This window comes from Nitrospira moscoviensis, from assembly GCF_001273775.1.
GTDB classification, from domain to species: Bacteria; Nitrospirota; Nitrospiria; order Nitrospirales; family Nitrospiraceae; genus Nitrospira_D; species Nitrospira_D moscoviensis.
The window spans coordinates 2,985,686-3,012,130 of record NZ_CP011801.1 but is presented as its reverse complement, the minus strand read 5'-3'; the positions used below and the strand labels follow the sequence as shown (position 1 = coordinate 3,012,130).

Sequence of the window (26,445 nt, the reverse complement as noted above, 5' to 3'; positions counted from 1 at the left end):
TGTCAAACGTCGAAGCCGCTACGATTCGACTATCTCGTCCCCAGCGGAATCCGCACGCTGATGGCGCCCGATGTCCCACCCGTCTTTCGGCTCCGTGGCAGGCAAACAGTCGATATAGTGCACCGCACGCTGCATGATGAAAACACTGGGGGACATCCGTCGCCAACTGGCCGCTGGCAAATTTAAGTCCAGCCGCCATGCTTTTAAGCGCGCCGTCGAATGGACGCGCCCAGCGGGCTACTGCTTGGATTTACGGAGACGAGGCGACCGTTGCACATTCAAGTTTCCTATGTCGATTCTGAGATGGTGAAAATCATCACCGTCTATGAGCCGGATCCGGCAGAGTGGTATGATTACGCCAGACGGAGGTAACCATGTTTCGGTGCCATGTGTGCGGCAAGACAGAGAGTCGTCAAGAACTGGTCAACGAGGTTTTCGACATCGACGGCAAGCCCGTACGGGTGGAACAAATTCCCGCTACTGTCTGCGCCCATTGCGGCGAGCCAGTGTTCAGCCGAGACACCACTGAGCGGGTTCGTCGCATGGTCCATGGAGAAGCCACGCCTATCAAATCTATCCAGATGGACGTCTTCGCTTATCGGTAGTCCGCGTCCTGCGTCCGTGTGCCGCACGATCCGTCTCTATCTCCCACCCAACGGTATCCGCACGCTGATGGCGCCGGCGAGGTCGCCTTCCTTGGCGCCTTCTTTGGGATAGCCGGAAATGTCCCATTCGCCCTTCGGCTCGCCGTGGCAGGCGAGACATTCGCGCACATAGTAGATCGGCATCATGACGCGCAGGGTCTTGCCGGCGTCCGTGAGCTCGCTCACGTAGGCTTCGCCGTTCGGCCGGCCGGCGAGCCATTGCAGTACCGATCGCTCGTAATCGTCCGGCTCGTTCTTGGGATTGCGCGGCTCCAGGGTGGTTTGTTTCAGCTGCACGTGCGACCGCTTGGAAAATCGCGCCGCGGCTTGGCTGCCGTAGGTGGCGGGAATGAAGTTCTTGTAGCCGATGCCGCGCTGATTGATCACCACTTGAGCGTCGCGCACCACGTCCCTGCTCGCATCGATCAAAGCCGGCAGCAGCTCGCGGGCGAGGGGAGGCACGGCGAAGGTGGTCGACGTCTGGGAGAGTGTGGAGAGATCGATGCCGGTCCGCCGGCGGAATTCCTCGCGCAGCTGCCGTTCGAAGACCTCCGGAGTGAAGCCCTTGTCGCCTCGATGGGGATCATCGATCAGGGCTTGATTGTGCTCGATCACGAGACGACCCGACTGCAGCAGTTTGGCGAGGAGCCGGGCGGTTTCTTCCGCTTCCGCCCGGATCTGCTCGGGGAGCGAACCCCAAGCGACCGGCAAGGCGAACACCATGAACCAGCCCGTCAGTAGGAGCCAACGTTTCATACCACCTCCTCGCGGATTCTACCGCGGCGCCGTTTCCCGGCAGGTTCCTTGCGCGTAGTGAGCGGGCATCTTCGCCACGTCGAATGACAGGCCTTCGATCGAGGCCCGGCGCGGGTAGGCGTAGGATTCGTCCAGCCAACGTCGCCGCATGGCCTCGAGGCGGCCGGTCTGTCGAAGATGAAAAATGACATCGTTGACGAACCAGCGCAGCTTGTAACTCTCCTCCGCCATGACGACACTGTATTCCGCTTCAGTGAACAGCAGGATCCGTCCCGTTCGATCTGTCAGTGGAACCCAATCACGCCTGGTCGTTTTGGTGACGAAGTCCAGGACGGGTTTCGCGCCAAGGATGACATCGACCGGCGTGGTATCGGTTGTGGCGCTCAACTCGAAGGCCGCGGGCAGCGAGTCGCAGTGGATGAGACGGGCCGGACGCAGGATCGATTCGGCATACATCTGCGCCGCGGTGCCGTCTTGCACGGCGATCGCCAGACCATCCAGCAGACGTGCGGTTCCGCCCATCGCCTCTTCCGGGGGAAGTCTGCCTTGTACGACGTCGAGGACCTCCCGCCGTTTGGTGATGCCGGCGATCCCCCCCTGTTCGAAATACGGAGACGAGTAGGCGAAGCCCGCGCGCGCCGGGGCCGGCACGCCGGCGGCGACGGCTGAGACGAAGAAGTCCAATTGACCCTCGTTCAACAGCAGAAACAGGTCGCGGAATCTGATCAAGTGAAGCACCGGCGCGACCGGCCTGCCGCACCGGTTCGTCAGGGCTTCGCTGATCTCGTGCACGAGCTCCGCATCGAAGCCCGTCACGCGGGCTCCTTCGTCCGTCCAGACCGCCGGAAACACGAACGGGCGGAACGGCTCGGCGGCCATCCCGACTTGCGCTTTGCCGCGGCGGCAGATGGCGTCCAGCTCATTCGTGCTGACGGGATACACCAATTGCACCGCGTCGAAAACCAAGCCACAGCCCGGCAAGAACAGGAGGCAAAGACCGGCCGTGAAGCGTGAAATGTGACGCGTGAAGCGGAGGATGAGAATGGTGTCTCGGGATCGGCGGCGCATTCTCAATCTCAGTACCGGATGCCGGTTAAGAAGAGCCATTGCTGCGACTCTCCAGACTCTCCGCGGAAATTGACTTCATACTGCGTGAATTGAAGGCTCAGGTCCAGCGAGATACCGCGGCCAACGGGAAATCGGACACCCGCCTGACCGCCGTACAGCAGACCAGGGGAGGTCCGTCCTTGCGCGGAAAGGACGGTGCCGATCAAGGCGCCGACGTAGGGGATCGCCCGGTCTTCCAACGGGCCGAACAAGATATGGCGGAGCAACCGATTGATGGGCATGGAGGCGGGAAAGTCGAGGAGGTCCACCACGTTGTTCCACCGGGGATTGAGAAAGACGGCGTGCTGGTCCGTCTTGAAATCGTCCGTATGGATGCTGAAGTACTGATAGCCGAGCCGCACTTCGCCGTCGCCGTAGCGCAGCGCTGTGACGCCGGCTTGCAACGTGATTTCCCGGTCGTCGGGCGCGAAGCTTTGCTGGCGGAGCGCGATGTCGAAGTTGAATGGACGGAGGGGAAGGATTTCAAGCAAGGCCTCTTGCGCCATGGCGGGAAGCGCGGAAAGGAGGCCGATCAGACAGAGGAGGGCGCGAAAGGTGGGCGGAACGAACCGAGCTAGCAGGCGTGACACCGGCATATCGCCCTTCCGGGAACACGGCGCCGGCCGGTATGGCGATACCGACCGGCGAGCGGTTCACCCTTCAGAAGAGCTTACTTAGCGGGCAGCTCCCACGGCACCATCGGCATCAACGGCTGCGGCTTGGCGTCGGGAGAGGCCAAGAGGACTGCGATCGCTCCACGGAGCGCGCCGGTCAGAGAGTGGGTCACCAGCGGATAGGCGCCGGCGGATTCGACGACAACATCGAACGTGGCCGCGCTGCCGGGGCCGACGACATAGGTCTGGACGCCCTTGAGGTTGTTGGCCGGATTCCCGCTCTCGTAGACGTTATCCCAGATTTCCCCGATCGGATGGAACGCCGAGAATTCGTTCGGGCCGGCGTTGACGAAATAGATCCGCACGCGCTCGCCGGGCTTCGCGTCCAGCTTGCCGCCGCCCGTGACGAACGGGTGGTACTTGAAGATCCCGCCGTTGAACATCACGCCGTCGAACTTCCGATCGAACATCGCCTGCACGTCGTTCGGATTTTTGTAATGCTCCGATTGGATCAACACATACTCCCGATCCGCTTTGGGAAGCGCCTTCGGGTCCTTCGGATCCACGATAATGGCTCCGAACATACCCCGGGCGACGTGCTGGATCATGGGTGGCGCGCCGCAATGGTAGAAGAAAATGCCCGGCTTCTTGGCCGTAAACGTGTAGCTGATGGTTTCCCCGGCGTTGATGGCCTTGTAGTTCGCCAGGAAATCGATCTCGGCGGCGTGGAAATCCATGGCGTGCGGATTCTTGTTCGTGGCGGGATTCGTCAAGGTGAACTTGATGACATCACCTTCGGTGACGCGGACGACCGGCCCCGGCATCGTGCCGTTGAAGGTCCAGGCCGCATATTTTTCTCCGCCGCCGTCGATGATCACGTCGGTCTCGACCGCGGTCATGGAGACTTCGTGGGTTTTGGCCAAGGCCGGGACTCCGGCAAGGGCGACGGAAGCCGCCGCTCCGATCGCCCACGTGAAGGCTCGAAACGAAGACCGGTGAGTGCGCATAGAACTCCTTCTGGTTAATCGACCACTGCTGGGACCCGTGTTCGTTCGGTACGAGGGTTCAAGACCGGAGCAGGATACGGAAGAGCGCTGTCAAAAAAACATGACGTAAATCATGTTTTGAGGATTTTGTTCAGGAGGCGGAGGCGAGGGCTTTCAATCCGGCGAGATTGCGGATGACGAGGCGCTTGGCGGTGCCGGAGACCAGTTGCTGGCGCTTGAACCGGCCCATGATGCGGATGACCGTCTCGGTGGTGGCCCCGACCATGTTGGCCATGTCCTGGCGGGTGAGCCGGATGCCGAGCCGGATGCCCTGCGGATCGGCCAGGCCGTTGCGGCTCGCGAGATCCACGAGCAGGGCCGCCAGCCGTTGATCGGCGCGGTCCAGCGCCAGGACCTTGGCCTTCTCCTGCGCTTCATGCAGCCGGGTGCCGAGATACTTGATGACTTCCAGCGCGGCGTCCGGACTGCGGCGCAGCATCTCGAAATAGGTGTTCTTCCGCATGCGGAGGATGCGCACGTCCCCCATCGGCTGGGCGGTGCCGGGATGCGCCGCACCGTCGAAGGCCGCGGCGTCGCAGCAGAACAAATCGCCCGGCATGAGCACTTTCAACGTGCACTCTTTGCCGGCGGACGTGGATTTCACGCATTTGACCGTGCCTTCCTTGAGGATGTGGAAGTACTCGGTCGGGTCGCCTTCGTGGAAAATGAAGTCGCCTTTGCCGTACCGGGACTCGGTCAGCTCGTTCAGCACGCGCTGCCGGTCCTGGCCGCTCAGGATATTGAGGAGGGGGATACCGGCGAGCACATCCTGCCGCGAGGTTGTCGCGGGGTCATTTGATGATCTGCTTCGCCGTGTCGACAATGGAGCGCGCCCCGATTCCGTAGTGGTCGATCAGCTCATCCGGCTTCCCGCTGTGCGGAATGGTCCGGACGGCGAGCTTGTGGACTTTGATGCCTTCGGCGCCGACTGCGCCGAGGACCGCATCGCCCAGTCCGCCGTGCGCGTAATGATCTTCGACGGTGAGGATACGCCCCTGCGTGGCCCGCGCGCAATCCATCAAGGTCGCCCGGTCGATCGGCGCGATGCTGTAGAGGTCGACGACCCGGACCGGAATGCCGGCGGCCTTCAACTGCTCGTGCGCGTTCAACGCTTCAAAGAGGGTCACGCCGGCCGCGACGATCGTCAGGACGTCTCCGGCGTTCTGGCGCACCACCTTGCTGCCGCCGATATGGAACCGCTCGTCGGCGCCGTAGAGCACGGGCGATTTCGGGCGCCCGGCCCGGACATAGACCATCCCCTTGTGGTTGGCCGCCAATTCGACCAGGCGATAGGTGCTGGTGGCGTCGGACGGGTACAGCACGACGACGCCCGGCTGCGCCCCCATCATCGCGATGTCTTCGAGGCCCATTTGGGATGGACCGTCCTCGCCGATGCTGACGCCGACATGCGTACCGACCAGCTTCAGATTGGACTGGCTGATCGCCGCCATGCGGATGAAGTCGTACGCCCGGGTGAAGAAGGCGGCAAAGGTGGCGACGAAGGGAATCTTGCCGCAGGCGGCCAGGCCGGCGGCGGCGCCGAGCATATTTTGCTCGGCAATAAAATTTTCAAAGAACCGGTTCTGGTATTTCTTCGCGAATTTTTCCGTATACGTGGAGTTCTTCACGTCCGCATCGAGGGCCACGACAGCCGGATTCACACCGCCGAGCGCTTCCAGCGCGACCCCGAACGCTTCGCGGGTGGCGGCGGAATCGCCGGGCTTGTAGGGTGGCGGCGGCAGCTGGCCGACGGTCGGTGTGGCCTGGGTCGGGCCGGCGGGTTTTTGAATCTGGGGCATGGCGCCGTTAGGCTTGAGTTGCTGGGTCAACTCGGCGATCGCCTTCTGGGTCTCTTCGCCCTTGGCGAGCGGCTTGCCGTGCCAGTTGGAGTGATTTTCGATCGCCGAGATGCCGCGGCCTTTGTACGTCTTCGCCAGCAGGACGGTGGGTCTGCCTTTCGTGCGCGCGGCTTCGTCGAATGCGCCCAGCAAGGCTGACAGATCATGACCGTCCACGATCAGCGCGTGCCACCCGAATCCCGCCCACCGGGAGCGATAGGCCTCCATGTCATGTTGTAACATCGTCGGATCGCTCTGGCCCAAGCGGTTCACATCCACGATCGCGCAGAGATTGTCCAGCCCGTAATGCCGGGAGACTTCGACCGCTTCCCACACCGACCCTTCCACCGACTCGCCGTCGCCCATCAGGACGTAGGTGCGATAGTCCGACTTGTCCAGAAACTTGGCGTTGAGCGCCAGCCCGACCCCCACGGCCAGCCCCTGCCCGAGGGATCCGGTCGCCATGTCGACAAACGAAAGCCGCGGCGTCGGATGCCCTTCGAGGTCCGACGAGAGCGTGCGCAATTTCAGCAGATCGCTTTTCGGAAACAGCCCCGCTTCCGCCCAGGCGGCGTAGAGCAAGGGCGCCGCGTGGCCTTTGGACAGCACGAAACGGTCGCTGTTCGGCGCTTTGGGATTGTTCGGATCGTACCGCATCACCGAAAAGAAGAGGGTCGCGACGATGTCGGCCGCCGACGCGCAGCTGGATGGATGCCCGCTGCCGGCTTCGCTGGTCGCGCGGACGCTCTCGATCCTCAGCGCCGTCGCCCTATTGTGCAGTGCAGCCAGGACTTCTGGTGTCGCAGTGGTAGTCGGCATCGAAACTCCTTTCGGGACAGGCATCTCACTAAGATGCTACCGACCCCGTTCCTGTAGACGCTATCGGTAGCAATGCGGCGGGGGTTGAGGCTAACAAAAGGTGCGGAGGGAGTCAACGAAGGGATTGAACCCACGGCGGGGAGCCGCCGTGGGCCGAGTCGCGACGAGGCCAGACTAAGTCTGGGAAGGAGGCGTGACGGTCGACACTTCGTTGGAGCACGCGCTGTCCAGACCGTTATAGGCGCTGACGGAAAAATAATATGTGGTGTTCGGGTCAAGACCGGTGATCGTGGCGGAAGGGGAGGACACGGAGACGGACTCTTCGTAGTTGCAAGAACCGGCCTGTCCGCTCGACTGCTTTCCGAAATGCACGTTGTAGGCGTAGACGGTCGGATCTGCAACCGGATCCCATTCTAGCGAGGCCATGGCTCCGGTCGGAGTGGCCGAAGTCGTCACGGCCGGACCTCCTTCGCCTCCACCACAAGCGGTCAAAGACAGCAGCATGCCGCTCAGCACAAGCGAACCGATCGAGCGAGAAACGTTGTTCATGGACTGACCTTTAGTGAAGAGTGATTATTATGGGCCGCCAACGCGCTCATCGCCACAGCAACGACGATCAACATGATGAACAGAATCATGGCCGCCCTCTACGTTTGCCCGCAGGCATAGCAAGGGGGGTGCCATTATGGATCTTCTGTCGGATCAGATACTTAGAGACGAAGATGGCAGGGCATGTGAAGGGTCTTGCCTTCAACGGTGGAGATGTGAAGCCAGAATCCTGAAAAAATGCCGGGATAGAGACTGTAGGCGTCGGCCTGCGAGCGGAGACAGTTTATGGCAAGGTGCTTTCCTATTGCCGGTCGAGCAGAGGAGGTTCCTCCTGACTCAACGAGGCTCCGGGCTGGCCCGTCCCCGGAAAAACCGGAAGAGCAGGAAGCTGTTCAGCGCGACGACGATGGAGAGAATGCTGTACGTCGTCACGGGCGAGGCGAGATGAAGCTCGACCAGCACTCTCGATAAGCCGAATCCGACGATCAGGGCGTCGAACGCCATACAGATGCGCCGAAAGGTCTCGGGCTCCATCCAGCGAATCAGGTACGTGCCCAGGGGAATGCCGAGTAGGACGCTGGGGACGATATACGGAATGATCTCGATGCTGCCGGCGCTGTAAAAGCCGATGAAGCCGTAAGCGATCGCGGTGAGCGAGGATTCGGCGACCCGGATCACGCCCAGCGCGGCGCGAAAGTCCTGCTTGGCATACCCTTGGTTGTTGAAGAGCAGCGCGAGCGGCGGGCCGGAGATCGTCGTAATGGAGTAGAGGGTCCCGATCCCAACGCCGAAGGGGACCGCGATGGCCTTTTCGGCGCGGATGGGTCTCCGGATGCCGGCGGCTTGCAGCAGGATCAGCGGCAGCAGAAAAAAATACGTGACGAATTTGATCCAGGCCGGATGCACAAGAAAAAGCACGTAGCTGCCGATGCCGATCCCGATGACAAGGCCGATGAGAATGGGCGCGACGCGCCACCAGATGTTGGGAATGCTGTGCCGATTGATGAACAGGACGTAGCCGTTGATGACGAGTTCGACCAGCACGAGGGCGGGATTCAAAATGCGATTGGTGTAAAACAACAGGGCGACGGGCACGGTAATGGACGAGAATCCGTACCCCAGCGCCCCGTTCACGGTGGCGGCGACAAAGGTGATGAGGACGAGGACGACTTGATCCATGGCTTATCCTTGAGGACGGCCGGCGGCGAAATCGGCCAACGTGTAGTGGTCGAGGATCCCCGCGATCGCGTCACGGACCGTGCCCATGACCTGCTGAACCGGACATTGCGCTTTGTCGGCATACGGACAGTCCGCGCATTTTTGGTAGGCGGTCTTGCTCACGCAGCCGATCGGCGCGAGCGGGCCGTCGAGGATTCGAATCACTTGGCCGAGCGTAATCGACTGGGGAGGTTTGATGAGTTGATAGCCGCCTTTCATGCCCCGCCGGCTGGAGAGGAGACCGGCTCGTTTCAGAACCAGGAGGATCTGCTCCAGAAATTCGACCGGGATATGCTGGCGCGCGGCGATGTCCTGTCGCTGCAGCGTCGTCTGCCCATGGGCGAGCGTCAATTCAAGCAGGGCGCGCAATCCGTATTCACTTTTCTTTGAGAGTTTCATGTTAGACGACTGAGTTAATCAAGAACCGAGACAATAGTGGAGGGACTGTCGGTCCGTCAAGTGAGACGGCGAGAGGAGTCGTTAGCTGGGTCGCCTCCCTGATGAGACCGAACCGCCGAGCGGAGTCAGAGCCCGTTCTCTGGAGCGTTGCAACTCATTGATCCGTGAGGGAATGTTTCTTGACAGTGGAAAAGCATTCTTGTTAGCTTGGCAACCAACTCTTCCCCTACGCACAACCGATTGGATCCCGTGAATTATCAAGATCTCATTTTGACGCTCCATCGTTTCTGGGCCGACCAGGGATGCGTCATTCACCAGCCGTACGACTTGGAAATGGGGGCCGGCACCTTTCATCCTGCCACCTTTTTGCGTTCGCTCGGGCCGGAGCCCTGGCGGGCCGCCTATCCGCAGCCCTGCCGCCGGCCGACGGACGGCCGCTATGGCGAGAATCCGAACCGGCTGCAGCACTACTATCAGTACCAGGTGGTGTTGAAGCCGTCCCCCGACGATATCCAGGAACTGTATTTGGAGAGTCTGGCCCGGTTGGGCATCAATCCACGGGAGCATGACATCCGCTTCATTCAGGACGACTGGGAATCGCCGACCTTAGGGGCGTGGGGATTGGGATGGGAAGTGCGGCTCGACGGCATGGAGATCACGCAGTTCACCTATTTCCAGGAAATCGGCGGCATCGAGTTGAGCCCTATTACGGGAGAGATCACCTACGGGACCGAGCGGATCGCCATGTATCTGCAGCAAGTGAACAACGTGTTCGACCTGGCCTGGAGCGACACGGTCCGGTACGGCGACATTCATCACGAAACCGAAGTGCAGTTCTCCCGCTACAACTTTGAAGAGGGCGACGTGACCATGCTCATGCAAGCCTTCCAATCCTATGAAGCCGAGTGCAAACGGTTGCTGGCGCACACCGATACACGGTTGACCTTGCCGGCGTACGACTACTGCATCAAATCGTCCCACGTCTTCAATCTGCTGGACGCCCGCGGCGCCATCAGTGTCGCGGAGCGTACCGGCTACATCGCCCGGGTCCGCGCCCTGGCCCGGCAGTGCGCCGAACGGTACATCGACGAGCGCGCCGCCATGGGGCATCCGCTTCTGGAACGAGAAACGGCGGCAGCCGGTGCCCGGCCCCGGGTCCGAGCGGGGCGTTGATTCCATCACCATGAAAAAAACAGCACGCACTACATCTAAGCAGAAGCCTGCGCACAGGCCGGCCGCCGGCGAGCTCTTGTTGGAGATCGGGACGGAAGAGCTGCCCTATGAGTTCATCGCTCCCGCGCTCGCGGCGCTCAAGGACCAAGGCGCCCGGCTGTTGAGCGAGGCGAGGCTGACCTTCGAATCCATTCGATCATTCGGCACGCCCCGCCGGCTGGTCTTAGTCGTGGACGGCCTCGCGAAGCATCAAACCGCGGTCGTGAAGGAAGCCATGGGGCCCTCGAAAGCCGTGGGGTTCGACCAAGCCGGCCAGCCCACGAAGGCGGCGATCGGATTCGCGGCCGGACAAGGTGTGGCGGTCGACCAACTCCAAGTCCGCCAGACGCCGAAGGGAGACTATCTGTTCGCGGTCAAGCAGGATGCCGGGCAACCTGCCACATCCCTCTTGCCGGGGATCCTGGCGCAGTTGATCGGCGCGCTGTCGTTCCCGAAAGCCATGAAATGGAATGACGCCGGCGTCCGATTTGCCCGGCCGGTGCGATGGCTGGCGGCGCTGTTTTCCGGCGCCGTCGTGCCGGTGCATGCGGCCGGCCTGGTCGCCGGCCATCGCACCTATGGCCATCGCGTGATGGGGGGCGGGAAGCCGATCGCGGTGCGGGACTTCAAAACCTATGGCGAAGGGCTGGAGCGGCGGGGTGTCGTGGTGGACCCTGAACGCCGGCGCCGCCTGATCGAAGAGCAGCTAGATCGCCTCTGCGCCAAGGCGGGCGTCGGGCTGAACGCGGACGAGAAGCTGTTGGATCAAGCGGTGTTCACGACGGAGTGGCCGTGGGCCGTCATGGGGACGTTCAAGCAGGACTATCTCGCCGTGCCTCCCGAAATCCTCATCACCTCCATGAAGGAGCATCAGGGATTTTTTTCGGTGCGTGACAAGAAATCGGGCAAGCTGGCGCCGCACTTCATCGCCGTCGCGAACATCCAATTGAAAGACATGTCGCTGATCCGGGCGGGGAACGAGCGGGTCTTGGCAGCCCGGCTCGCGGACGCCAAGTTCTTTTTCGACGAAGATCGCAAAACCGCGCTGGAAACCCGGGCCAAGAAGCTGGGCGGCGTGACGTTCCATCAGAAGCTCGGCACGATGGCGCAGAAGCAGGAGCGCGTGACGATGTTGGCCGGCGTCATCAGCGAATTGGTCCATCCGCGACAGGAGGGGTTGAAGCAAACCTGCGAGCGGGCCGCCGCTCTGTGCAAAGCGGATTTGCTGACCGGCATTGTCGGGGAGTTTCCCGAGCTGCAGGGCATCATGGGGGGCGAATATGCCAAGCATGACGGGGAATCGGCCGCCGTCGCGCAGGCGATCCGCGAGCAGTATCTCCCGCGCTCGCTGGAGGGGGACTTGCCGAAGACCGTCGAAGGTCAGGTCCTCTCGCTCGCCGACCGGCTGGATTCGCTCGCGGCCTTCTTCCATGTCGGCATCGTGCCGACCGGCTCGGAGGATCCGTTCGCGCTGCGGCGCCACGCGACCGCCATCGTGCGCATTCTCCTGGAAGGAGCCACGTTCAAAGATGTCGGCCGTGCGGTGCAGAAGGCGCAAACCATCGTGGCGGTCGCCGGGTTCAAGGCGGGCTCGACAGCCGGCGGGGACGCGCATCAGCGTCTGATCGAGTTTTTGTTCGAACGGCTGCGGCATTATGGGCGCACGGTCCATGGCTTGCGGGATGACGTGATGAATGCGGTCTTGAAAGTGGCGGACCGGCAGGCGCTCGACATGCGGGATCTCATCCAGCGCATGACCGCGCTGCAGAAGATCACGGCTCGCGCCGAATTCGATCCGCTCATCGTCGGCTTCAAGCGCGCGCATCGTTTGGTGGAAAAAGAACGATGGGAGCGCAAGCCGGTGGAGCCCGATCGGTTTCAGGATGCGACCGAAGGGCGCCTGTACGCGTCCTTGCAAGACCGGGAACGCCTGGCGGCCCATCTGGAAGCGGGACGGTATGAGCAGGCGCTCGACGTCCTGGTCGGGCTCAAGCCGGCGATCGACGCCTTTTTCGAGGCCGTCATGGTCAATGCCGAGGATCCGGCGGTCCGTGGCAACCGCCTCTCCCTCCTCAAGGAGGTCGACGACCTGTTCATGTCGTTCGCGGACTTCTCCCAGATTGTGGTACAAGGGAGTTGATCTCTTTGGAGCGATATGGGGGCATATCCACTGGTGGGCGGCGGGGCCGCGGTGGCGCGGGACGAGGCGGCGCGGAACGCCTTGGTTCGGCGGTTTTCGCTGCGCGTCACCCTGGTCCTGATCGTCCTCTGTAATGCGGTGTTTCTCGCGGGCGTGTGGGGCAGCGGCGTCAACCTCGACGAATTGGTCAAGACGCCGGATCTGTTCAATCCGGCGTCGGATATCTGCCTGAGGCTCACATGGCAACGGCTGGCCGGCGCGCCCGATCCCGTCCGACTCTGTTCCGAATGGATCAATCTTTCGGATCCGTCGGGCAAGCCCCACCTCCTCGACAGCAACACCACAGTGAAGCAGGGTCCGGACGGCCGCTACTATGTCGACCGGGGCGTACAAGCGGATTATCGGTTGATGGCATTCGTGGGATTCGTCGCGGCGGTCCTCGTGTCCGGCCTGCTGATCAGGCGGTATTTGGTCGCCCGCTATCGGCTGCGGTTGGAACGGGCCGCATTTCGGCAATAGGGCATTGACCGCATGGCAAAAGGAGACGCAGTCGTGGGCAAGAAATACGTGTACTACTTCGGAGACGGCAAGGCGGAAGGCGCGTCCAACATGAAAGAATTGCTGGGCGGAAAGGGCGCCGGCTTGGCCGAAATGACCAACCTGGGCATCTCCGTGCCGCCGGGCTTCACCATCACCACCGAGGCCTGCGTCGAGTATTACAAGCGTGGCAAGTCGTATCCGCCCGGCATGTGGGACGCGGCGCTGGCGGCGCTCAAGCGGGTGGAGCGGTCGATGGGCATGGTCTTCGGCGACCCGGAGAAGCCGCTGCTGGTCTCGGTGCGCTCCGGCGCGCGGGCCTCGATGCCGGGCATGATGGATACGGTGCTCAATGTCGGCCTCACGACCAAGACGGTGGAGGGGTTGGCCGCCAAGACCCGCAACGAACGCTTCGCCCAGGACAGCTATCGCCGGTTCATCACGATGTTCGGCAACATCGTCATGGGCGTCCCCCGCGACCACTTCGAAGCCATCCTCGACCACAAGAAGGAAGAGATGGGCGTGACCCATGAAACCCAACTGGACGCCCGGGCGCTGCGTGATTTGGTGGCGAGCTTCAAGTCGCTCGTGAAAGAAGAAACGAAGAAGGAGTTCCCCGACGATCCGAACGAGCAGTTGCGGATGGCGATCAATGCGGTGTTTTCCTCATGGAACGGCGCGCGGGCGATCACCTATCGCCGGCTGAACGGCATTCCCGATTCCTGGGGGACGGCCGTGAACGTCGTGGCGATGGTCTTCGGCAATATGGGCGATACGAGCGGTACCGGCGTAGCCTTCACCCGCGACCCGAACACGGGGGAGCGGAAATTCTTCGGGGAATGTTTGATGAACGCGCAGGGCGAAGACGTCGTGGCCGGCATTCGCACCCCGCTGCCCGTCACCGAGCTCGCCCGGACCGTGCCGCAGGCCTACAAAGAACTGGAAGTCACCTATAAGAAACTCGAAAAACATTACCGCGACATGCTCGACCTGGAGTTCACCATCCAGGAGGGCAAGCTGTACATGCTGCAGACGCGTGTCGGGAAACGGACGGGCATTGCCGCCGTCCGCATCGCCGTCGAGATGGTGAAGGAAGGGCTGATCTCGAAGCGCGAAGCGGTGCAGCGGGTCGGCCCCGATCAGCTGGCCCAATACCTCTATCCGATTTTCGACACGAAGGTGGAAAGCGGCTCGACGCCGCTCGGCAAGGGGCTGCCGGCGGGGCCCGGAGCGGCGGCCGGGAAGATCGCCCTCACGCCGGATCGTGCAGTCGACATGAAAGCCGCCGGCGAGCGGGTCGTACTCGTGCGCGAGGAAACCAGCCCCGACGACATCCACGGCATGAACGCGGCGCGGGGCTTTTTGACGGCCCGCGGCGGGATGACGTCCCATGCGGCGGTCGTGGCGCGGCAGATGGGCAAGGTCTGCGTCGCGGGATGCGAAGCGGTCGAGGTGATCGACAGCCAGACAGTCCGGATCGGCGCCAAGGTCTTCCGCGAAGGCGACTATATTTCGGTGAACGGATCGACCGGCAATGTCTACGACGGCGACATTCCGGTCGTCGAATCGGAAATCATCCAAGTCGTCCAAGGCAAGCTGGATGTGAAAAAGTCGGAGAAGTATCAGTTGTTCGCGACGCTGCTCTCCTGGGCCGATGATGTCCGCAAACTGCGCGTGCGCGCCAATGCCGACGTGCCCGATCAAGCGAAGATCGCGCGGGGCTTCGGCGCCGAAGGCATCGGCCTCTGCCGCACGGAGCACATGTTCTTCGCCGAGGACCGGATTCCCATCATGCAGAAGATGATTCTGGCGCGGACGTCCGAAGAACGGGAGAAGTTCCTGGATCAGTTGCTGCCGCTCCAGAAGCAGGACTTCATCGGCCTCTATCGGGAGATGCAGGGTTTCCCGGTCACGATCCGGCTGCTGGATCCGCCGCTGCACGAATTTTTGCCCAAGCGCGAAGAGCTGATGGTGGAAATCGCACAGCTGGAGTTGACCGGAAAAGACGGGGCCAAACTGGAAGAACAACGCCGCTTGCTGGCGCGCGTCGAAGAATTGCACGAGTTCAATCCGATGCTGGGTCTGCGCGGCTGCCGGTTGGGCATCACGATGCCGGAAATCACCCGCATGCAGGCCCGCGCCATCATGGAGGCGGCCTGCGAGCTGGCGAAGGAAGGGAAGAAAATCGTGCCGGAGATCATGATTCCGCTGGTCGGCATGGTCTCGGAAATGAAGTCGCAAAAAGATCTCGTCCGCGAAGTGGCGCAGGAGACGATGAAGCGGTACAACGTCAAGCTGTCGTATCTGGTCGGGACGATGATCGAGCTGCCGCGCGCCGCCGTCACCGCCGACCGGATCGCCACCGAGGCGGAATTTTTCTCGTTCGGCACCAACGATTTGACGCAGACGACGTTCGGCTTCTCGCGCGACGATGCGGCGAAGTTCATCGACTACTACAAGACCGCCAACATCATGGATACGGACCCGTTTGCCGTGCTCGATCGCGAAGGGGTCGGAGCCTTGATGAGCACGGCGATCGCCGGCGGGCGGAAGACGCGGCCGGGCATCAAGCTCGGCATCTGCGGCGAGCATGGGGGCGATCCGAGCTCCGTCGAGTTTTGTCACCGGCTCGGACTCGACTATGTGAGCTGTTCGCCGTTCCGCGTGCCGATTGCGCGTCTGGCTGCGGCGCAGGCGGCCTTGTCCGTTCACGATGGCAAGGGCGCGGCGACAAAGGCCGCGGGGAGGGCGCCGCACGGACGCCTGCGGCGGTCCCGGCACGCCTTGAAAAGCCGTTCGCGCGTGGCGCGCAAGAAACGGTGAAGGCGGACCGCCACGCAGCTCGCTACATGCGCGAAGCTCTTCGTCTGGCTGAGAAGGGCTGCGGAAAGACGAGCCCCAATCCGATGGTCGGCGCGCTCGTCGTGTCCCGCGGCCGGGTGATCGGTCGGGGGTACCATCATGCAGCCGGGCAGCCCCATGCGGAAGTCCTCGCTCTCCGCCAAGCCGGACGCCGAGCCCGAGGCGGGACGCTCTACGTCACGCTCGAGCCCTGCAGCCACCTGAATAAACGCACGCCCCCCTGTGTTCCGGCGATCATCCGCGCCGGTATCCATCGCGTCGTCGTGGCGATGGTCGATCCGAATCCGCTCGTGCGAGGCCGCGGCGTCGCGCAACTCCGCCGGGCCGGAATTCCGGTGACCGTGGGGATCGGACGGGCCGAGGCCGAAGAGATGAATAAAGCCTACAGCCATTGGGTGAGAACCGGGCGGCCCTACGTGACCCTGAAGGCCGGGATGACGCTCGACGGCCGGATCGCCGCGGAATCGGGAGCGTCGCGATGGATCACGGGACCGGCGTCCCGGCAGGAGGGGCACCGTCTGCGCCGCGAAGTCGATGCGGTCCTCGTCGGGATCGGCACGGTGCTGGCCGACGATCCGGCCTTGACGGCGAGGCGGCCGCCGGGGCTCGTTCGCCCGGCGTCCAAGCAGCCGCTGCGCGTGGTGCTGGATAGCCGGCTCCGAATTCCACGTTCGGCGGCGGTGCTGGCCCGGCAGCAACAGGCCCCTACGCTGGTGGTCACCACGGCGGCTGCGCCGAGAGCGAAACGGCTCGCGTTGGCGCGGAAGGGCGTCGACGTGCTCACCGCTCCCGCGACCAAGGGCCGGGTTCGGCTGGCGGCGTGCTTGAAGCAACTCGGGAAGCGCGGCATCACTCATGTCCTGCTCGAAGGCGGCAGCGAGCTGAACGCGGCGTTTCTCAAGGCGGGGCTGGTCAATCGTGTGCGGTTCTATGTCGCCCCGGCGCTGTTGGGCGGCGCTCGCTCCATCGGCGTCATCGGCGGCCGCAGTCCCGCCAGCCCGGCGCAGGCGCGGCCGTTGCACCATCTCCGCATCCGTCCTCTCGGGACGGATTTCGTGATCGAGGGCGAGCTCCAGCCCCATTGAGTATGAAGAACATGCGTCTCATTCGGTTCTGCCTCCTTGCGTGCTGCGCGGCGATGGTCTGGGTCTATCCGGGGCACGGCGCGCCCGACGCGCCGCTGCACACGGAGCTGGCCGAGGAAATCTTCGCTTACCTCGACGAACCCGACGCCGGGTTGGCGGAGCAGGGCTTGCAGCGGATCGTGCGCCGCGCCGACACGGCGGTGGACGAAGTCCGTCGCATCATCCAGACCGAGCGTTCTTACTCGGCGGAGCGGGTGGGCACGATGCCCGACGAATCCATCCTCGTCCGCGATCGGCCCTACCACTATGCCTTGTCCGTGCCGGCCGCCTATCAATCGGCGAAGGCCTACGGCTTGGTGGTCTGTTTGCACGGAGCCGGGTTCACCGGACAAGCCTATTTGGATCGCTGGCAGAGCCGATTGGGCGACGAGTACGTCCTCGTCTGTCCGACCTATCCTGCCGGGGCCTGGTTTACGCGCGCCGCCGAAGAATTAGTCCTGGCGGTGATTCACCGTATCCAATCGCGCTATCACATCGATCCCGACCGGGTGTTTCTGACGGGGATGTCGAACGGAGGCATCGGGACTTGGCTCATCGGCATGCATCATGCGCCGCTGTTTGCCGGCCTCGCGCCGATGGCGAGCGGGTTGGACGACGTGCTCATGCCGTTTCTGGCCAATTTGCGCAATACGCCCGTCTACATGATCCATGGCGCGAAGGATCAAGTCATGCCGGTCGATCTGAGCCGGTCGATCTCGCGGGAGCTGGCGGCGCTGGGTTATCCGCACACGTACCGCGAGCATGATCGCGAGCATCCGATGGCCGGCGGCCATTATTTTCCCCGGGAAGAATTGCCCGATCTGGTCCGCTGGTTCCATCGTCAACGCCGCGATCCGATGCCGGCGAGGCTCACCCTCGTGCGCGAAGCGAGCCGGTTCTATCCGTTCGGTTGGCTGCGGATCGACGCAACCGATTCGATCGCGGCCTTCTCCGACGATCTCATCAATAAACGCGACGACCACATCAAGGGCCGCGATTATGCGAAGCTCGATGCGATGATCGCGGCGGCCAACCGCATCGAGGTGACGGCCGAACGAGTGCGGCGCTACAGTCTATTCCTGAACGACGAGTTGATCGACGTGACGAAACCGGTCACCGTCGTCACGAACGGGGAGGTCTCGTTCGAAGGGCCGGTGACACCCTCCGTGGAAACGATGTTGCGGCAGGCGCGGCTCCGGCAGGATTCCCGCCAGCTGTTTTCCGTCCATCTGACCATCTCGATGAGAAAGCCGCCGGCATGAAGGAGCCGGTCCCGCTGCTCCCGGCGCTGGCGGTGCTGGCCGGACTCGCCGCCATGGTCCCCGCTGCCCCGGCGCAATCCGAACGCTGCCAGTTGCCGCCGCAGCACGCAGGCGTGACCTTTCCGGTAGACCAGGTCGGAAGAAGCTGGGCCTGCCGGCTTCAGCCGCTCCTCTCCGACTATACGACGGCGAACAAGGTCGGACCGATTCGAACGAAACTGCCGGAGTCCCTGTACCGGTATCTCTTGGACCGGCCGCCGCTCGCCGCGGCCTTGATCAACCGGTTGGACCTCGGGCTCTATCTGGCGGAGAGGCGGGGTCCCGGTCGATATTGGGGCCATGACGGCGAAGGGACCTCCGGCATCGTCGAGCTCGTCTATCACGATGACACGTCACGCATCTATTACCTCGAAGGCTCGCACGACAGCCGCATGTTGCCCCAGGTGACCGGCAAGGCGGTGGTGTTCGTCAGGATGACGCCGGTGAAGGAAGCCGACGGCACCGAGTCGATGGACACTCTGCTGGTCGCCTACACGCGCTTGGACAACCGTGTGCTGTCCGGACTGGTTTCGCTGCTGCGTCCGCTCATCGGCGGCACGGTGCGCGGGAAGCTGATCAAAGGCATCGAGACGGTCAACCGGCTGGGTGACGTGATGCGGAAGCAACCGGATCGGGTTCTGTTCGAGGCCGCCGATCCCCCGGCGTTCGCCGACGCCGACGTGGCGTTCTTGAAACGGGCCTTGGAAGAGATGCATGTTCCGGCCGTCCAGTCCCGCACGAGGCCCCGCCCATGACGACTCAACGCAGCTTCGCCTTGCTCTGCGTCATCGGCGTGTTGTGCTTCATCAGCTACAACATGGTCCGCATGCCGGTGCTGTCCTTGTTCGCGGAATACCTCGGCGCCGGGCCGGAACGCATCGGTCTCATCGTCTCCGTGTCGACGCTCACGGGCGTGTTCCTCAAATTGCCGTCCGGCGCCCTGTCCGACATTTACGGCCGGCGGATCCTCTTGCGGGTCGGCGTGATCGCGTTCGGATTGCCGCCCTTCGTCTATCCGTTCGTCTCGGATCTGAATGTACTGACGGTGCTGAGGATGTTCCATGGATTGGCCACGGCCATTTTTGCCCCCAGTGCGCTGGCGACGGTGGCGGATCTCTATCGTGAGCGGCGGGGCGCGGCGCTGGGAACCTACACGGCCAGTACCCAGGCGGGCGCCTTATTGGGACCTTTCATCGGCGGCTACTTGGCCTATGCCGCCGGCTTTTCATCAGCCTTTGTCACCGCCGGCCTCTTTGGATGCGTGGCCGTCGTCATGTTCTATCTCTTGCAGCTGACGCCTCCACCGCCGCGAGTCCTGGAAAAAGGGCTCGCTCCCGTGCTGGCGGAAATGTGGAAAGGCTTTGTCGTCGTGGCGAGGAACCGCAAGGTGCTCGTCACGAGTCTGATGGACGCGGCCAAGATGATCGCCAACGGCGCGCTGATGGCCTTTCTGCCGCTCTACGGCCTGTCGGTCGGATTGAATGCCGGCGAAGCGGGGCTCTTGTTCACCGTGCAGGCGCTCACCTCGTTCTTGTCGAAGCCGATCATGGGACGGGTGTCCGACCGCGTCGGCCGCCAGCCGTTGATTGTGCTCGGTCTGGTCGTCTGCGCCGCCACGTTCGCCTGCATCCCGTTCGTCTCGGCGTTCGGGTTGCTGCTCGTTCTATCGGCAGGGTTCGGATTCGGCGAGGCGGTGGTGTCCTCTTCGTCGTCGGCGTTCGTGGCGGACAGTTCGGAGTTCAAGACGCTGGGAGCTGGGATGGGCATGCAAGGGACGATCGGCGATATCGGCCATGCCAGCGGACCGTTGGTGGCCGGACTGCTGATCGCGCACATGAGCTATGCCGCATCGTTCGGCATCATCGCGGCCCTGCAACTCGCGGCCGCGGGCCTGTTCTGGCTCAGCATGGGGACTCCGGAGCGCAAAGCGATTATAATGGGACAGCGATGAAGGAATTTTCGACCGAAGACATTGTGATCGGTGTCGTCGCTTCGGCCGGCGTGGTGGTGCTGATCGTTGTTTTTGTCTATGTGGTGAGACAGATTCTCACGAGGAAGGACTGATGTTCACAGGGATCGTTGAAGAAATGGGGGCGGTCGTCGCGCTGGAGAAAACCCTCGCGGGGACCAGGATGACGATTCTGGCTTCGATCATCATGCCGGACATGCATATCGGGGACAGCGTCAGCGTCAACGGGACCTGCTTGACGGTGGTGTCCAAAGCGGAACGCGATTTCTCCGTTGACGTCTCCCCGGAGACGCTCGCTGTGACGGCGCTGGGACAGCTGACCGCCGGTGCGCCGGTGAATCTCGAACGGGCCATGAAGATCAACGAACGGATCGGCGGCCATCTGGTGGCCGGGCATGTGGACGGGGTGGGGACGATTCGCAGCCGGCATCAGGAGGGCAACGCGATTGTTCTCGCCATCGATGCGCCGCCGGACATCCTGCGCTACTGCGTGGTGAAAGGCTCCGTCACGGTCGATGGCATCAGCCTGACGATCAACGAGGTGACCGACCGGGGCTTCTCCGTGACGATCATTCCCCACACGGCGAAAGTCACGACGCTTGGGCTGAAGCAAGTCAACGATGCGGTGAACCTCGAGGCGGATCTGATCGGGAAGTACGTCGAGCGATTGTTGCAGGAACGGAGTCAGTTGCCGAAGACGACGCCGGTCATCGACAAAGAGTATCTCCAAAAGCGCGGGCTCATCTAAGGCTGGTTCTTGGCCGAGGCGTTGAAGAGGAGGTAGAGCGCGACGCCGGCACCGACCGAGATCAGAAGCCCTACCAGCAGCTGCCAGCCGAAAGTGACGGGGCCCACATAGATCTTATAGAGCTGGAGCAGCACCAGCGGCAACACCACCGCAAGCGCCAGTCCCACCATGTGCCGCCTCAAGTAAATCGGTTCCCCCGGCTTCCGCATGGGCCCTCCGCCGGTCAATTGTAGCGGAATGCGATGGCCAGATCGACCGGGCGTCACTTCTGACACGCCGTCATCGCCTGTACAATGAGTGCATGCTGCTGCCTTTCCTGGAACCGGTTCCGCCTTCAGGGTTTCACTATCTGCCGAACTGGATCTCTCCGGCTGAGGAGGCTGAGCTGCTGGCCCATCTCGAGGCGCTCTCGTTTGCACCCGTCCGCATGCACGGGGTGGTCGCGAAGCGCACCGTCGTCCACTTCGGATGGGATTACGGCTATGAATCATGGCGCATCACGCCGACGCGGCCGATTCCTGATTGGTTACTGCCGCTGCGCGGTCGTGCGGCGAGACTGATGCAGAAACCGGAAGATGCCGTGGAGGAAGTGTTGGTCACGCGCTATGGATCGGGAGCCGGAATCGGCTGGCACCGCGATGCGCCCATGTTCGGGCCTACAGTCGTCGGTGTGTCGTTGAAGGGGACGTGCCGAATGCGGTTTCAACGTGAAGTGAAGGGCATGCGTGAAACGGCTGAGCAGATTTTGGAGCCGCGCAGCGCCTATATGCTGTCCGGCAGCGCCCGGTTTTCCTGGCAGCATTCGATTCCGCCGACGAAGACCCTGCGCTATTCGATGACGTTTCGCACGGTGAGGAGCACGTCGAGATGAGACGGAGATGATAGGCGGCTGGACTGCCACATGCAGCCCAGCCGCAGAGAATCAGGTTATCCGCCACCGGCCTGCAATTCCGGCGCGATGGCATAGGGCGTCGGAGCCGTGTTCATTTGGCCGCCGAAGACGGTGGAGTACTGCCCGCTGGCCGTATTCTGGCCGCCGCCCAGGACGCTGGACATCACGCCGCTTGCGATGTTGCGTTCGCCGCCGAGGATGGCGGCGTATTGACCGCGGATCGCGTTTCGAAGGCCGAACACGACACCGCCCGAGGAACTGAAGGCGTTCATCTGGCCGCCTACGAGATTATGCGACCCGTTGCGAGGTATCCCTACGGCCGGGTCCGTTTCGTTGTACCCGATGATGAGATTGCCCAGCCCGGTCGTATCCACGGTCGTCCCGGATCCGCTTTGGACGTGGACGTTGACCCCTCGAAAAATCAGGTGCGGGCCATTGACGCCGTTGATCGGGTTGGGATCGATCGAGACGTACTTCTCCAGATCCGGCACGCCGCCGCTTCCGCCGGCCGGCCGGCTTTCCAGGGTGACGATTCTGGCCTGCAGGGCGGCAATCTGCGTTTGCGCCGCTTGCAGCGCGGTCAGCATCGTGCTGTCGGCATTGAGCAGCGTCGTGATACTGGTTTCAAGGCTCGCCACCTTGGCCTGTAACGCTTCGATGGATGTCGTCACGTTACCGGTGTTGTGCTGATGCTGTTTGTGCTCTTTCAACCGCTCGCGCAGCTCGGCGACGCGCTGTTTGAGCTGCTCCACCCGCTGTTGGTTGATGAGCCGGTGGCTGGATCCATTCGTATGGGAGTCTCCCCCCCAGGCGGGCATCGGTGCTGATGCGACGGACAGCAACAGCAAGCCGGCGACAAGCGCCCGTTGAACCGGACCTACGCCCGCTGCCGTATGCGCGGCGGCGAGAATAGGCGAAAATCGTGGTGCCATAACAGTACCCTCCTTCGTGGTGCTCGTATCTGAAGGAGCGAGTGCCCGGTCGCACCTTCAGACAGGACGCGCTGTTATGGCACGGCGAATCAGCAAGGGACATGCCGACGAGGAGATAGGCCGACTTAGCGTGGTCTGGTTTCTGCTCTTGCGGGAAAGGAAATCGCGGGCGGATTGACGAAAAATGCGGTTCGATCGCTCACAAAAGAACGTCCAGGATCGGCCCGGCTCGGCGTCAAAAATCGGTCTCTACGTAGCCGCCCGGTATGCCTGCCGGCTATTCTTCGATCGTCGAAATGTCGCCCGGGTCTTGTCCCAATTCCTTCGCTTTCAACACCCGTCTCATGATTTTCCCTGAGCGGGTTTTGGGGAGCGAGGGCACGATATCGATTTCAGACGGCACGGCGATCTTGCCGAGCTCGGCTTTGACCTGATCCTTGATCGACTGAATCAACTCCGGACTCTCCGTCTGGCCCTGCTTGAGAATGATGAAGGCCTTGATCGATTCGCCGACCGTCTTGTGCGGCTTCCCGATGACGGCGGCTTCGGCCACCGCGGGGTGGCTGACCAGGGCACTTTCCACCTCCGCCGTCCCGAGTCGGTTGCCCGCCACCTTGATCACGTCGTCGGCGCGGCCCATGAACCACATGTAGCCGTCCGCGTCCTTGTGGCAGACGTCGCCGGCCGTGTAGCAGTTCGGGATGGTATTCCAATAGACCTTGTACCGTTCCGGGTCCTTATAGATGGTCCGCATCATCGAGGGCCAGGGTTTCTTGATCACCGCGAAGCCGCCTGCGTTCGGCGGCAGACTGTTCCCCTCACGGTCGACTACGTCGGCCTCGATGCCGAGGAACGGCCGTGTAGCCGAGCCCGGCTTCAATGGAACGGTGGGGAGGGGCGTGATGAGGATGGCGCCGGTTTCCGTCTGCCACCATGTGTCCATGATCGGTTTATCGCCGCCTGTGACACGGTGGAACCATTCCCAGGCTTCCGGATTGATCGGCTCACCGACGCTGCCCAGGATGCGAAGAGTCGAAAGATCGAATTTCTTCGGCCAGTCTTCTCCATAGCGCATGAGCAGGCGGATGGCGGTCGGGGTGGTGTAGAAGATCGAGACTCCGTATCGTTCGATCAAGTGCCACCAGCGGCCGGGATTGGGATAGTCCGGTTTCCCCTCGGCGGTCAGGATGGTCGCGCCGTTCAGCAGCGGGCCATAGACGATATAACTGTGGCCGGTCACCCACCCGGGGTCGGCCACGCAGAAATACACATCGTCGTCCTTCAGGTCGAAGACATATTTGGTCGTCGCATAGGTGCCGACCATGTAACCGCCGTGTACGTGTACGACGCCTTTCGGCTTTCCGGTGGTGCCGGACGTATAGAGGATGTACAGAGGAGTTTCGGCGTCAAGCTGTTCCGCCTCGCAGGCCGCCGGCTGGCTGTGGAGCCAGTCGGTCCAGTCGATTTCCTTGGGCGCGGCGAGCTCCCATCCGGGACTCTGCCGCCGCACGACGACCACATGTTCTACGCTCGGACAGTGACTCAGCGCTTCATCGACGACCGGCTTCAGAGGAATCGTCTTGCCCCGGTCGTAGCCGACGTCCGCGGTGATGACCAACCGCGCCTCTGCATCGTTGACCCGGCTGGCGAGCGCCGGCGCGCTGAATCCTGAGTACACGACGCTATGGACGACACCGATGCGCGCACAGGCCAGCATCGCCACGACTTGTTCAGGAATCTTCGGGAGATAGATGGTGACCCGGTCGCCCTTGCGCAGGCCGAGCTGTTTCAGCGCATTGGCACAGCGGTTGACCTGCCGGGCCAGCTCCCCGTAGGTGAAGACCCGCTCCTGGTCGTTTTCCCCGACCCAGATCAACGCGACCTTGTTCTTGCGCCAGGTCCTGACATGCCGATCCAGGCAGTTGTAGGTAATGTTGCAGGTTGCGCCGACAAACCATTTGGCCCAGGGATAGTTCCATTCCAGAACGGTGTGCCAAGGGGTAAACCATTCCAACTGCTTCGCCATGCCGCTCCAGAACCCTTCCGGATCGGCGATCGATTTTTTATATTCGGCCTCGTAATCTTGAATGTAGGCAGCGGCTTTTGTCTTGGCGGTGGGGTGGTAGGTGCGGCTTTCTTTGAGGAGCGTTTCGATTTTGTCGCCCATGGGTCCACTCCTTCTCGATCGATGAGGATGGCTCGACGATGCGCAATTATGGGCAAAGCGATCGGCGGCCCGCAAGCCTACATTTGTATGGGACGTCGATCGTGCGCCCGATTCCCCTATCGGTGCGGCGTTCCTTGACAGTGATCTCAGCGCAAGGGTAGGCTGGCTCTACCGGTCACCATCGGCGATCTCTCCTTATGCGGCCGATCCTGCACACTTCGTTAGTCCTGGCGCTGCTGCTCACCTGGATCGGCATACTGCCGTGGTATCCCTCTTCAACCCATGCGCAGGTCGGAAAGCCTGAGGGCCTGTACTACAAGTCTTGGGCGATCATTATCGCAGTCGAGAATTATCTGCTGGCGCCGCCGGTTCGAGGTGCGGTGGAGGAGGGAAAGAAAGTCGCCCAAGCCTTCAGACAGTTGGGGTTTGACGAGATAGTGGAGATCTATGACAAAGAAGCGACCTCCCGCCGGCTGCACCAGGTGTTAACGGACGTGCTGCCGCGGAAAGTGGGCCGGATGGATCGGCTCGTGATTTTCTTCGTCGGCCATACCGGCCTCACGCAGGACGCCCAAGGCAAGGACATGGGCTACCTCGTTCCGCTGGACGCGCAAATCAACAACGCGGCGAAATCCGTGACGGTCGAGCACTTGAAAGAGTTCACCAGGCGGTCTGCGTCGAAACACACCTTGTTGATCATCGACGCGCCGATTCGAGGCTGGGAAACGACGGCACCCCAACAACTGTCGCTCGAGGGCCGGCAGGCACCGGAAGCGGACACGGAGCGGCGCGCGGTTCAGGTCATCAGCGCCGCCGACACGAGTGGAGCTCCGGTCCGCACGGACGGCAAGAGCGTCTTTGTGCAGACCCTCTTGACCGGTCTGTCGGGGGCCGCCGACCTGAACAAGAACGGCTGGCTGATGGCGTCGGAACTGGGCGCCTATGTCGCCGATCAAGTGGCGGCGGCCTCCAAGGGGGCGCAGCGTCCGGTCAGCCTGCGCATCGACGGAGACGGCGATACAGTGCTGGTGGAAGGCCGCAAGGCAGCCTTCGTGTTGGGCGCGGGACCGCAGACGCCGGCGGAACGTCAGCAGGCCGCCAAGGCTCAGTATGAGCAGGCCTTCTCGCTGCTCCAGGAAGGGAAATATGCGGATGAGGCCTTGGAACGGCTCGATCGGGCGATCGAGTATGATCCGACGTTCGGCGACGCCTACGTGCTGAAGAGTTACGTCCGTCTGGAAGTCCTGCCGAATCTCGACGAAGCGCTGGCGGCCGGGCAATTGGCGGTCAAACATGCGCCGGACAACCCCGATTCGTTCTACACGTTGGGCTTGATCCAAGAAAAGCGCGGCCGCTTCAAGGAGGCCGAGGAGGCCATGGTCCAAGCGTCGAAGCTCAATCCCGGCTATCAGGATGTGTACTTCTCCTTGGGAACGCTGTACGCCGACCATCTGAATGATCAGGCCAAAGCGGTCGAGGCGTTCCGCCGCTATCTCGAATTGGGCGGCGCGCATGCCCGCGCACGGGACGCCGTGAGTCAGGCTGATCGCCAGCCCAAATCCGCCCCGTAG

Annotated in this window: 26 protein-coding genes; 14 read left to right on the top strand and 12 right to left on the bottom strand. The window is 62.5% G+C overall.

Annotation, left to right across the window (positions count from 1 at the left end; genetic code table 11):
• Positions 1-219 precede the first annotated feature (219 nt).
• Positions 220-372, top strand: coding sequence for a DUF4258 domain-containing protein (locus NITMOv2_RS25105; RefSeq protein ID WP_420799876.1), 153 nt, complete (start codon positions 220-222; stop codon positions 370-372).
• 2 nt (positions 373-374) lie between these two features.
• A complete protein-coding gene (locus tag NITMOv2_RS25100; RefSeq protein WP_053380586.1) occupies positions 375-605 on the top strand; it encodes a YgiT-type zinc finger protein in 231 nt (76 codons plus the stop codon).
• Between the two features lie 36 nt (positions 606-641).
• On the opposite strand, the gene NITMOv2_RS14685 is transcribed toward NITMOv2_RS25100, so the two are convergent.
• The 7 genes from NITMOv2_RS14685 to NITMOv2_RS14655 all read right to left on the bottom strand — a co-directional run bounded on the left by NITMOv2_RS14685 (position 642) and on the right by NITMOv2_RS14655 (position 7,250).
• On the bottom strand, positions 642-1,400 hold the full coding sequence (locus tag NITMOv2_RS14685) for a Tll0287-like domain-containing protein (RefSeq protein WP_053380585.1): 759 nt from the start codon (positions 1,398-1,400) through the stop codon (positions 642-644).
• 18 nt (positions 1,401-1,418) lie between these two features.
• Positions 1,419-2,468 carry a substrate-binding periplasmic protein gene (locus tag NITMOv2_RS14680; RefSeq protein ID WP_053380584.1) on the bottom strand — a complete coding sequence of 350 codons (1,050 nt, stop codon included), beginning with the start codon at positions 2,466-2,468 and terminating at the stop codon, positions 1,419-1,421.
• Positions 2,469-2,476: 8 nt separating this feature from the next.
• On the bottom strand, positions 2,477-3,103 hold the full coding sequence (locus NITMOv2_RS14675; protein ID WP_053380583.1) for a hypothetical protein: 627 nt from the start codon (positions 3,101-3,103) through the stop codon (positions 2,477-2,479).
• A gap of 74 nt (positions 3,104-3,177) precedes the next feature.
• Positions 3,178-4,128 carry a multicopper oxidase domain-containing protein gene (locus NITMOv2_RS14670; protein ID WP_053380582.1) on the bottom strand — a complete coding sequence of 317 codons (951 nt, stop codon included), beginning with the start codon at positions 4,126-4,128 and terminating at the stop codon, positions 3,178-3,180.
• 130 nt (positions 4,129-4,258) lie between these two features.
• Positions 4,259-4,933 (bottom strand): Crp/Fnr family transcriptional regulator, encoded by a 675-nt coding sequence (locus NITMOv2_RS14665; RefSeq protein ID WP_053380581.1) that lies wholly within the window; start codon positions 4,931-4,933, stop codon positions 4,259-4,261.
• A 25-nt stretch (positions 4,934-4,958) separates the two neighbouring features.
• Positions 4,959-6,824: a transketolase gene (locus NITMOv2_RS14660; protein WP_053380580.1), complete on the bottom strand. Its 1,866-nt coding sequence runs from the start codon at positions 6,822-6,824 to the stop codon at positions 4,959-4,961.
• Between the two features lie 174 nt (positions 6,825-6,998).
• Positions 6,999-7,250 carry a fibronectin type III domain-containing protein gene (locus NITMOv2_RS14655; RefSeq protein WP_238590361.1) on the bottom strand — a complete coding sequence of 84 codons (252 nt, stop codon included), beginning with the start codon at positions 7,248-7,250 and terminating at the stop codon, positions 6,999-7,001.
• Here NITMOv2_RS14655 and NITMOv2_RS24710 point away from each other — a divergent pair.
• A complete protein-coding gene (locus NITMOv2_RS24710) occupies positions 7,249-7,380 on the top strand; it encodes a hypothetical protein (protein ID WP_274519472.1) in 132 nt (43 codons plus the stop codon). The genes NITMOv2_RS14655 and NITMOv2_RS24710 overlap by 2 nt on opposite strands.
• A gap of 329 nt (positions 7,381-7,709) precedes the next feature.
• Here the strand turns inward: NITMOv2_RS24710 and NITMOv2_RS14650 are convergent, their stop codons facing one another.
• Together NITMOv2_RS14650 and NITMOv2_RS14645 are read right to left on the bottom strand one after the other, a co-directional pair.
• Positions 7,710-8,552, bottom strand: a complete 843-nt coding sequence (locus tag NITMOv2_RS14650; protein WP_053380578.1) for a sulfite exporter TauE/SafE family protein — start codon at positions 8,550-8,552, stop codon at positions 7,710-7,712.
• A gap of 3 nt (positions 8,553-8,555) precedes the next feature.
• Complete coding sequence (locus NITMOv2_RS14645) at positions 8,556-8,990, bottom strand: RrF2 family transcriptional regulator (RefSeq protein WP_053380577.1); 435 nt, start codon at positions 8,988-8,990, stop codon at positions 8,556-8,558.
• Between the two features lie 249 nt (positions 8,991-9,239).
• Here NITMOv2_RS14645 and NITMOv2_RS14640 point away from each other — a divergent pair, with 249 nt between their 5' ends.
• The 9 genes from NITMOv2_RS14640 to NITMOv2_RS14600 all read left to right on the top strand — a co-directional run bounded on the left by NITMOv2_RS14640 (position 9,240) and on the right by NITMOv2_RS14600 (position 20,883).
• Positions 9,240-10,163: a glycine--tRNA ligase subunit alpha gene (locus NITMOv2_RS14640; protein ID WP_053380576.1), complete on the top strand. Its 924-nt coding sequence runs from the start codon at positions 9,240-9,242 to the stop codon at positions 10,161-10,163.
• Between the two features lie 10 nt (positions 10,164-10,173).
• Entirely contained in the window at positions 10,174-12,342 is a 2,169-nt protein-coding gene (gene glyS, locus NITMOv2_RS14635; protein ID WP_145976364.1) for a glycine--tRNA ligase subunit beta, read from the top strand.
• Between the two features lie 15 nt (positions 12,343-12,357).
• Positions 12,358-12,861 (top strand): hypothetical protein, encoded by a 504-nt coding sequence (locus NITMOv2_RS14630; protein ID WP_053380574.1) that lies wholly within the window; start codon positions 12,358-12,360, stop codon positions 12,859-12,861.
• Between the two features lie 33 nt (positions 12,862-12,894).
• On the top strand, positions 12,895-15,702 hold the full coding sequence (gene ppdK / locus NITMOv2_RS14625; protein WP_145976363.1) for a pyruvate, phosphate dikinase: 2,808 nt from the start codon (positions 12,895-12,897) through the stop codon (positions 15,700-15,702).
• A gap of 26 nt (positions 15,703-15,728) precedes the next feature.
• The gene (ribD, locus tag NITMOv2_RS14620; RefSeq protein WP_053380572.1) at positions 15,729-16,826 is read left to right on the top strand and encodes a bifunctional diaminohydroxyphosphoribosylaminopyrimidine deaminase/5-amino-6-(5-phosphoribosylamino)uracil reductase RibD; all 1,098 of its coding nucleotides are present in this window, start codon (positions 15,729-15,731) and stop codon (positions 16,824-16,826) included.
• An 11-nt stretch (positions 16,827-16,837) separates the two neighbouring features.
• A complete protein-coding gene (locus tag NITMOv2_RS14615; RefSeq protein WP_145976362.1) occupies positions 16,838-18,127 on the top strand; it encodes a carboxylesterase family protein in 1,290 nt (429 codons plus the stop codon).
• Complete coding sequence (locus NITMOv2_RS14610) at positions 18,124-18,921, top strand: hypothetical protein (protein WP_053380570.1); 798 nt, start codon at positions 18,124-18,126, stop codon at positions 18,919-18,921. Before NITMOv2_RS14615 ends, NITMOv2_RS14610 begins: the two co-directional genes overlap by 4 nt.
• Positions 18,918-20,117, top strand: a complete 1,200-nt coding sequence (locus tag NITMOv2_RS14605; RefSeq protein WP_053380569.1) for an MFS transporter — start codon at positions 18,918-18,920, stop codon at positions 20,115-20,117. Before NITMOv2_RS14610 ends, NITMOv2_RS14605 begins: the two co-directional genes overlap by 4 nt.
• Positions 20,118-20,229: 112 nt before the next feature.
• Positions 20,230-20,883, top strand: coding sequence for a riboflavin synthase (locus NITMOv2_RS14600; RefSeq protein WP_053380568.1), 654 nt, complete (start codon positions 20,230-20,232; stop codon positions 20,881-20,883).
• Here the strand turns inward: NITMOv2_RS14600 and NITMOv2_RS14595 are convergent.
• Positions 20,880-21,092 carry a hypothetical protein gene (locus tag NITMOv2_RS14595; protein ID WP_053380567.1) on the bottom strand — a complete coding sequence of 71 codons (213 nt, stop codon included), beginning with the start codon at positions 21,090-21,092 and terminating at the stop codon, positions 20,880-20,882. The two genes, NITMOv2_RS14600 and NITMOv2_RS14595, sit on opposite strands and share 4 nt — an antisense overlap.
• A gap of 92 nt (positions 21,093-21,184) precedes the next feature.
• On the opposite strand from NITMOv2_RS14595, the gene NITMOv2_RS14590 reads away from it, so the two are divergent.
• Entirely contained in the window at positions 21,185-21,754 is a 570-nt protein-coding gene (locus NITMOv2_RS14590) for an alpha-ketoglutarate-dependent dioxygenase AlkB (RefSeq protein ID WP_053380566.1), read from the top strand.
• A 56-nt stretch (positions 21,755-21,810) separates the two neighbouring features.
• On the opposite strand, the gene NITMOv2_RS14585 is transcribed toward NITMOv2_RS14590, so the two are convergent.
• Positions 21,811-22,707 carry a hypothetical protein gene (locus NITMOv2_RS14585; RefSeq protein WP_053380565.1) on the bottom strand — a complete coding sequence of 299 codons (897 nt, stop codon included), beginning with the start codon at positions 22,705-22,707 and terminating at the stop codon, positions 21,811-21,813.
• A gap of 277 nt (positions 22,708-22,984) precedes the next feature.
• Entirely contained in the window at positions 22,985-24,874 is a 1,890-nt protein-coding gene (gene acs, locus NITMOv2_RS14580; RefSeq protein ID WP_053380564.1) for an acetate--CoA ligase, read from the bottom strand.
• A 197-nt stretch (positions 24,875-25,071) separates the two neighbouring features.
• Between acs and NITMOv2_RS14575 the strand changes: the two genes are divergently transcribed.
• Positions 25,072-26,445 carry a caspase family protein gene (locus tag NITMOv2_RS14575; RefSeq protein ID WP_053380563.1) on the top strand — a complete coding sequence of 458 codons (1,374 nt, stop codon included), beginning with the start codon at positions 25,072-25,074 and terminating at the stop codon, positions 26,443-26,445.

Coding starts and splice junctions, on each gene's coding strand:
- NITMOv2_RS25105 (WP_420799876.1), top strand. CDS start 220: ATGGACGCGCCCAGCGGGCTACTGCTTGGATTTACGGAGACGAGGCGA.
- NITMOv2_RS25100 (WP_053380586.1), top strand. CDS start 375: ATGTTTCGGTGCCATGTGTGCGGCAAGACAGAGAGTCGTCAAGAACTG.
- NITMOv2_RS14685 (WP_053380585.1), bottom strand. CDS start 1,400: ATGAAACGTTGGCTCCTACTGACGGGCTGGTTCATGGTGTTCGCCTTG.
- NITMOv2_RS14680 (WP_053380584.1), bottom strand. CDS start 2,468: ATGCGCCGCCGATCCCGAGACACCATTCTCATCCTCCGCTTCACGCGT.
- NITMOv2_RS14675 (WP_053380583.1), bottom strand. CDS start 3,103: ATGCCGGTGTCACGCCTGCTAGCTCGGTTCGTTCCGCCCACCTTTCGC.
- NITMOv2_RS14670 (WP_053380582.1), bottom strand. CDS start 4,128: ATGCGCACTCACCGGTCTTCGTTTCGAGCCTTCACGTGGGCGATCGGA.
- NITMOv2_RS14660 (WP_053380580.1), bottom strand. CDS start 6,824: ATGCCGACTACCACTGCGACACCAGAAGTCCTGGCTGCACTGCACAAT.
- NITMOv2_RS24710 (WP_274519472.1), top strand. CDS start 7,249: ATGGCTCCGGTCGGAGTGGCCGAAGTCGTCACGGCCGGACCTCCTTCG.
- NITMOv2_RS14655 (WP_238590361.1), bottom strand. CDS start 7,250: ATGGCCTCGCTAGAATGGGATCCGGTTGCAGATCCGACCGTCTACGCC.
- NITMOv2_RS14650 (WP_053380578.1), bottom strand. CDS start 8,552: ATGGATCAAGTCGTCCTCGTCCTCATCACCTTTGTCGCCGCCACCGTG.
- NITMOv2_RS14645 (WP_053380577.1), bottom strand. CDS start 8,990: ATGAAACTCTCAAAGAAAAGTGAATACGGATTGCGCGCCCTGCTTGAA.
- glyS (WP_145976364.1), top strand. CDS start 10,174: ATGAAAAAAACAGCACGCACTACATCTAAGCAGAAGCCTGCGCACAGG.
- NITMOv2_RS14630 (WP_053380574.1), top strand. CDS start 12,358: ATGGGGGCATATCCACTGGTGGGCGGCGGGGCCGCGGTGGCGCGGGAC.
- ribD (WP_053380572.1), top strand. CDS start 15,729: ATGCGCGAAGCTCTTCGTCTGGCTGAGAAGGGCTGCGGAAAGACGAGC.
- NITMOv2_RS14615 (WP_145976362.1), top strand. CDS start 16,838: ATGCGTCTCATTCGGTTCTGCCTCCTTGCGTGCTGCGCGGCGATGGTC.
- NITMOv2_RS14610 (WP_053380570.1), top strand. CDS start 18,124: ATGAAGGAGCCGGTCCCGCTGCTCCCGGCGCTGGCGGTGCTGGCCGGA.
- NITMOv2_RS14605 (WP_053380569.1), top strand. CDS start 18,918: ATGACGACTCAACGCAGCTTCGCCTTGCTCTGCGTCATCGGCGTGTTG.
- NITMOv2_RS14600 (WP_053380568.1), top strand. CDS start 20,230: ATGTTCACAGGGATCGTTGAAGAAATGGGGGCGGTCGTCGCGCTGGAG.
- NITMOv2_RS14595 (WP_053380567.1), bottom strand. CDS start 21,092: ATGCGGAAGCCGGGGGAACCGATTTACTTGAGGCGGCACATGGTGGGA.
- NITMOv2_RS14590 (WP_053380566.1), top strand. CDS start 21,185: ATGCTGCTGCCTTTCCTGGAACCGGTTCCGCCTTCAGGGTTTCACTAT.
- NITMOv2_RS14585 (WP_053380565.1), bottom strand. CDS start 22,707: ATGGCACCACGATTTTCGCCTATTCTCGCCGCCGCGCATACGGCAGCG.
- acs (WP_053380564.1), bottom strand. CDS start 24,874: ATGGGCGACAAAATCGAAACGCTCCTCAAAGAAAGCCGCACCTACCAC.
- NITMOv2_RS14575 (WP_053380563.1), top strand. CDS start 25,072: ATGCGGCCGATCCTGCACACTTCGTTAGTCCTGGCGCTGCTGCTCACC.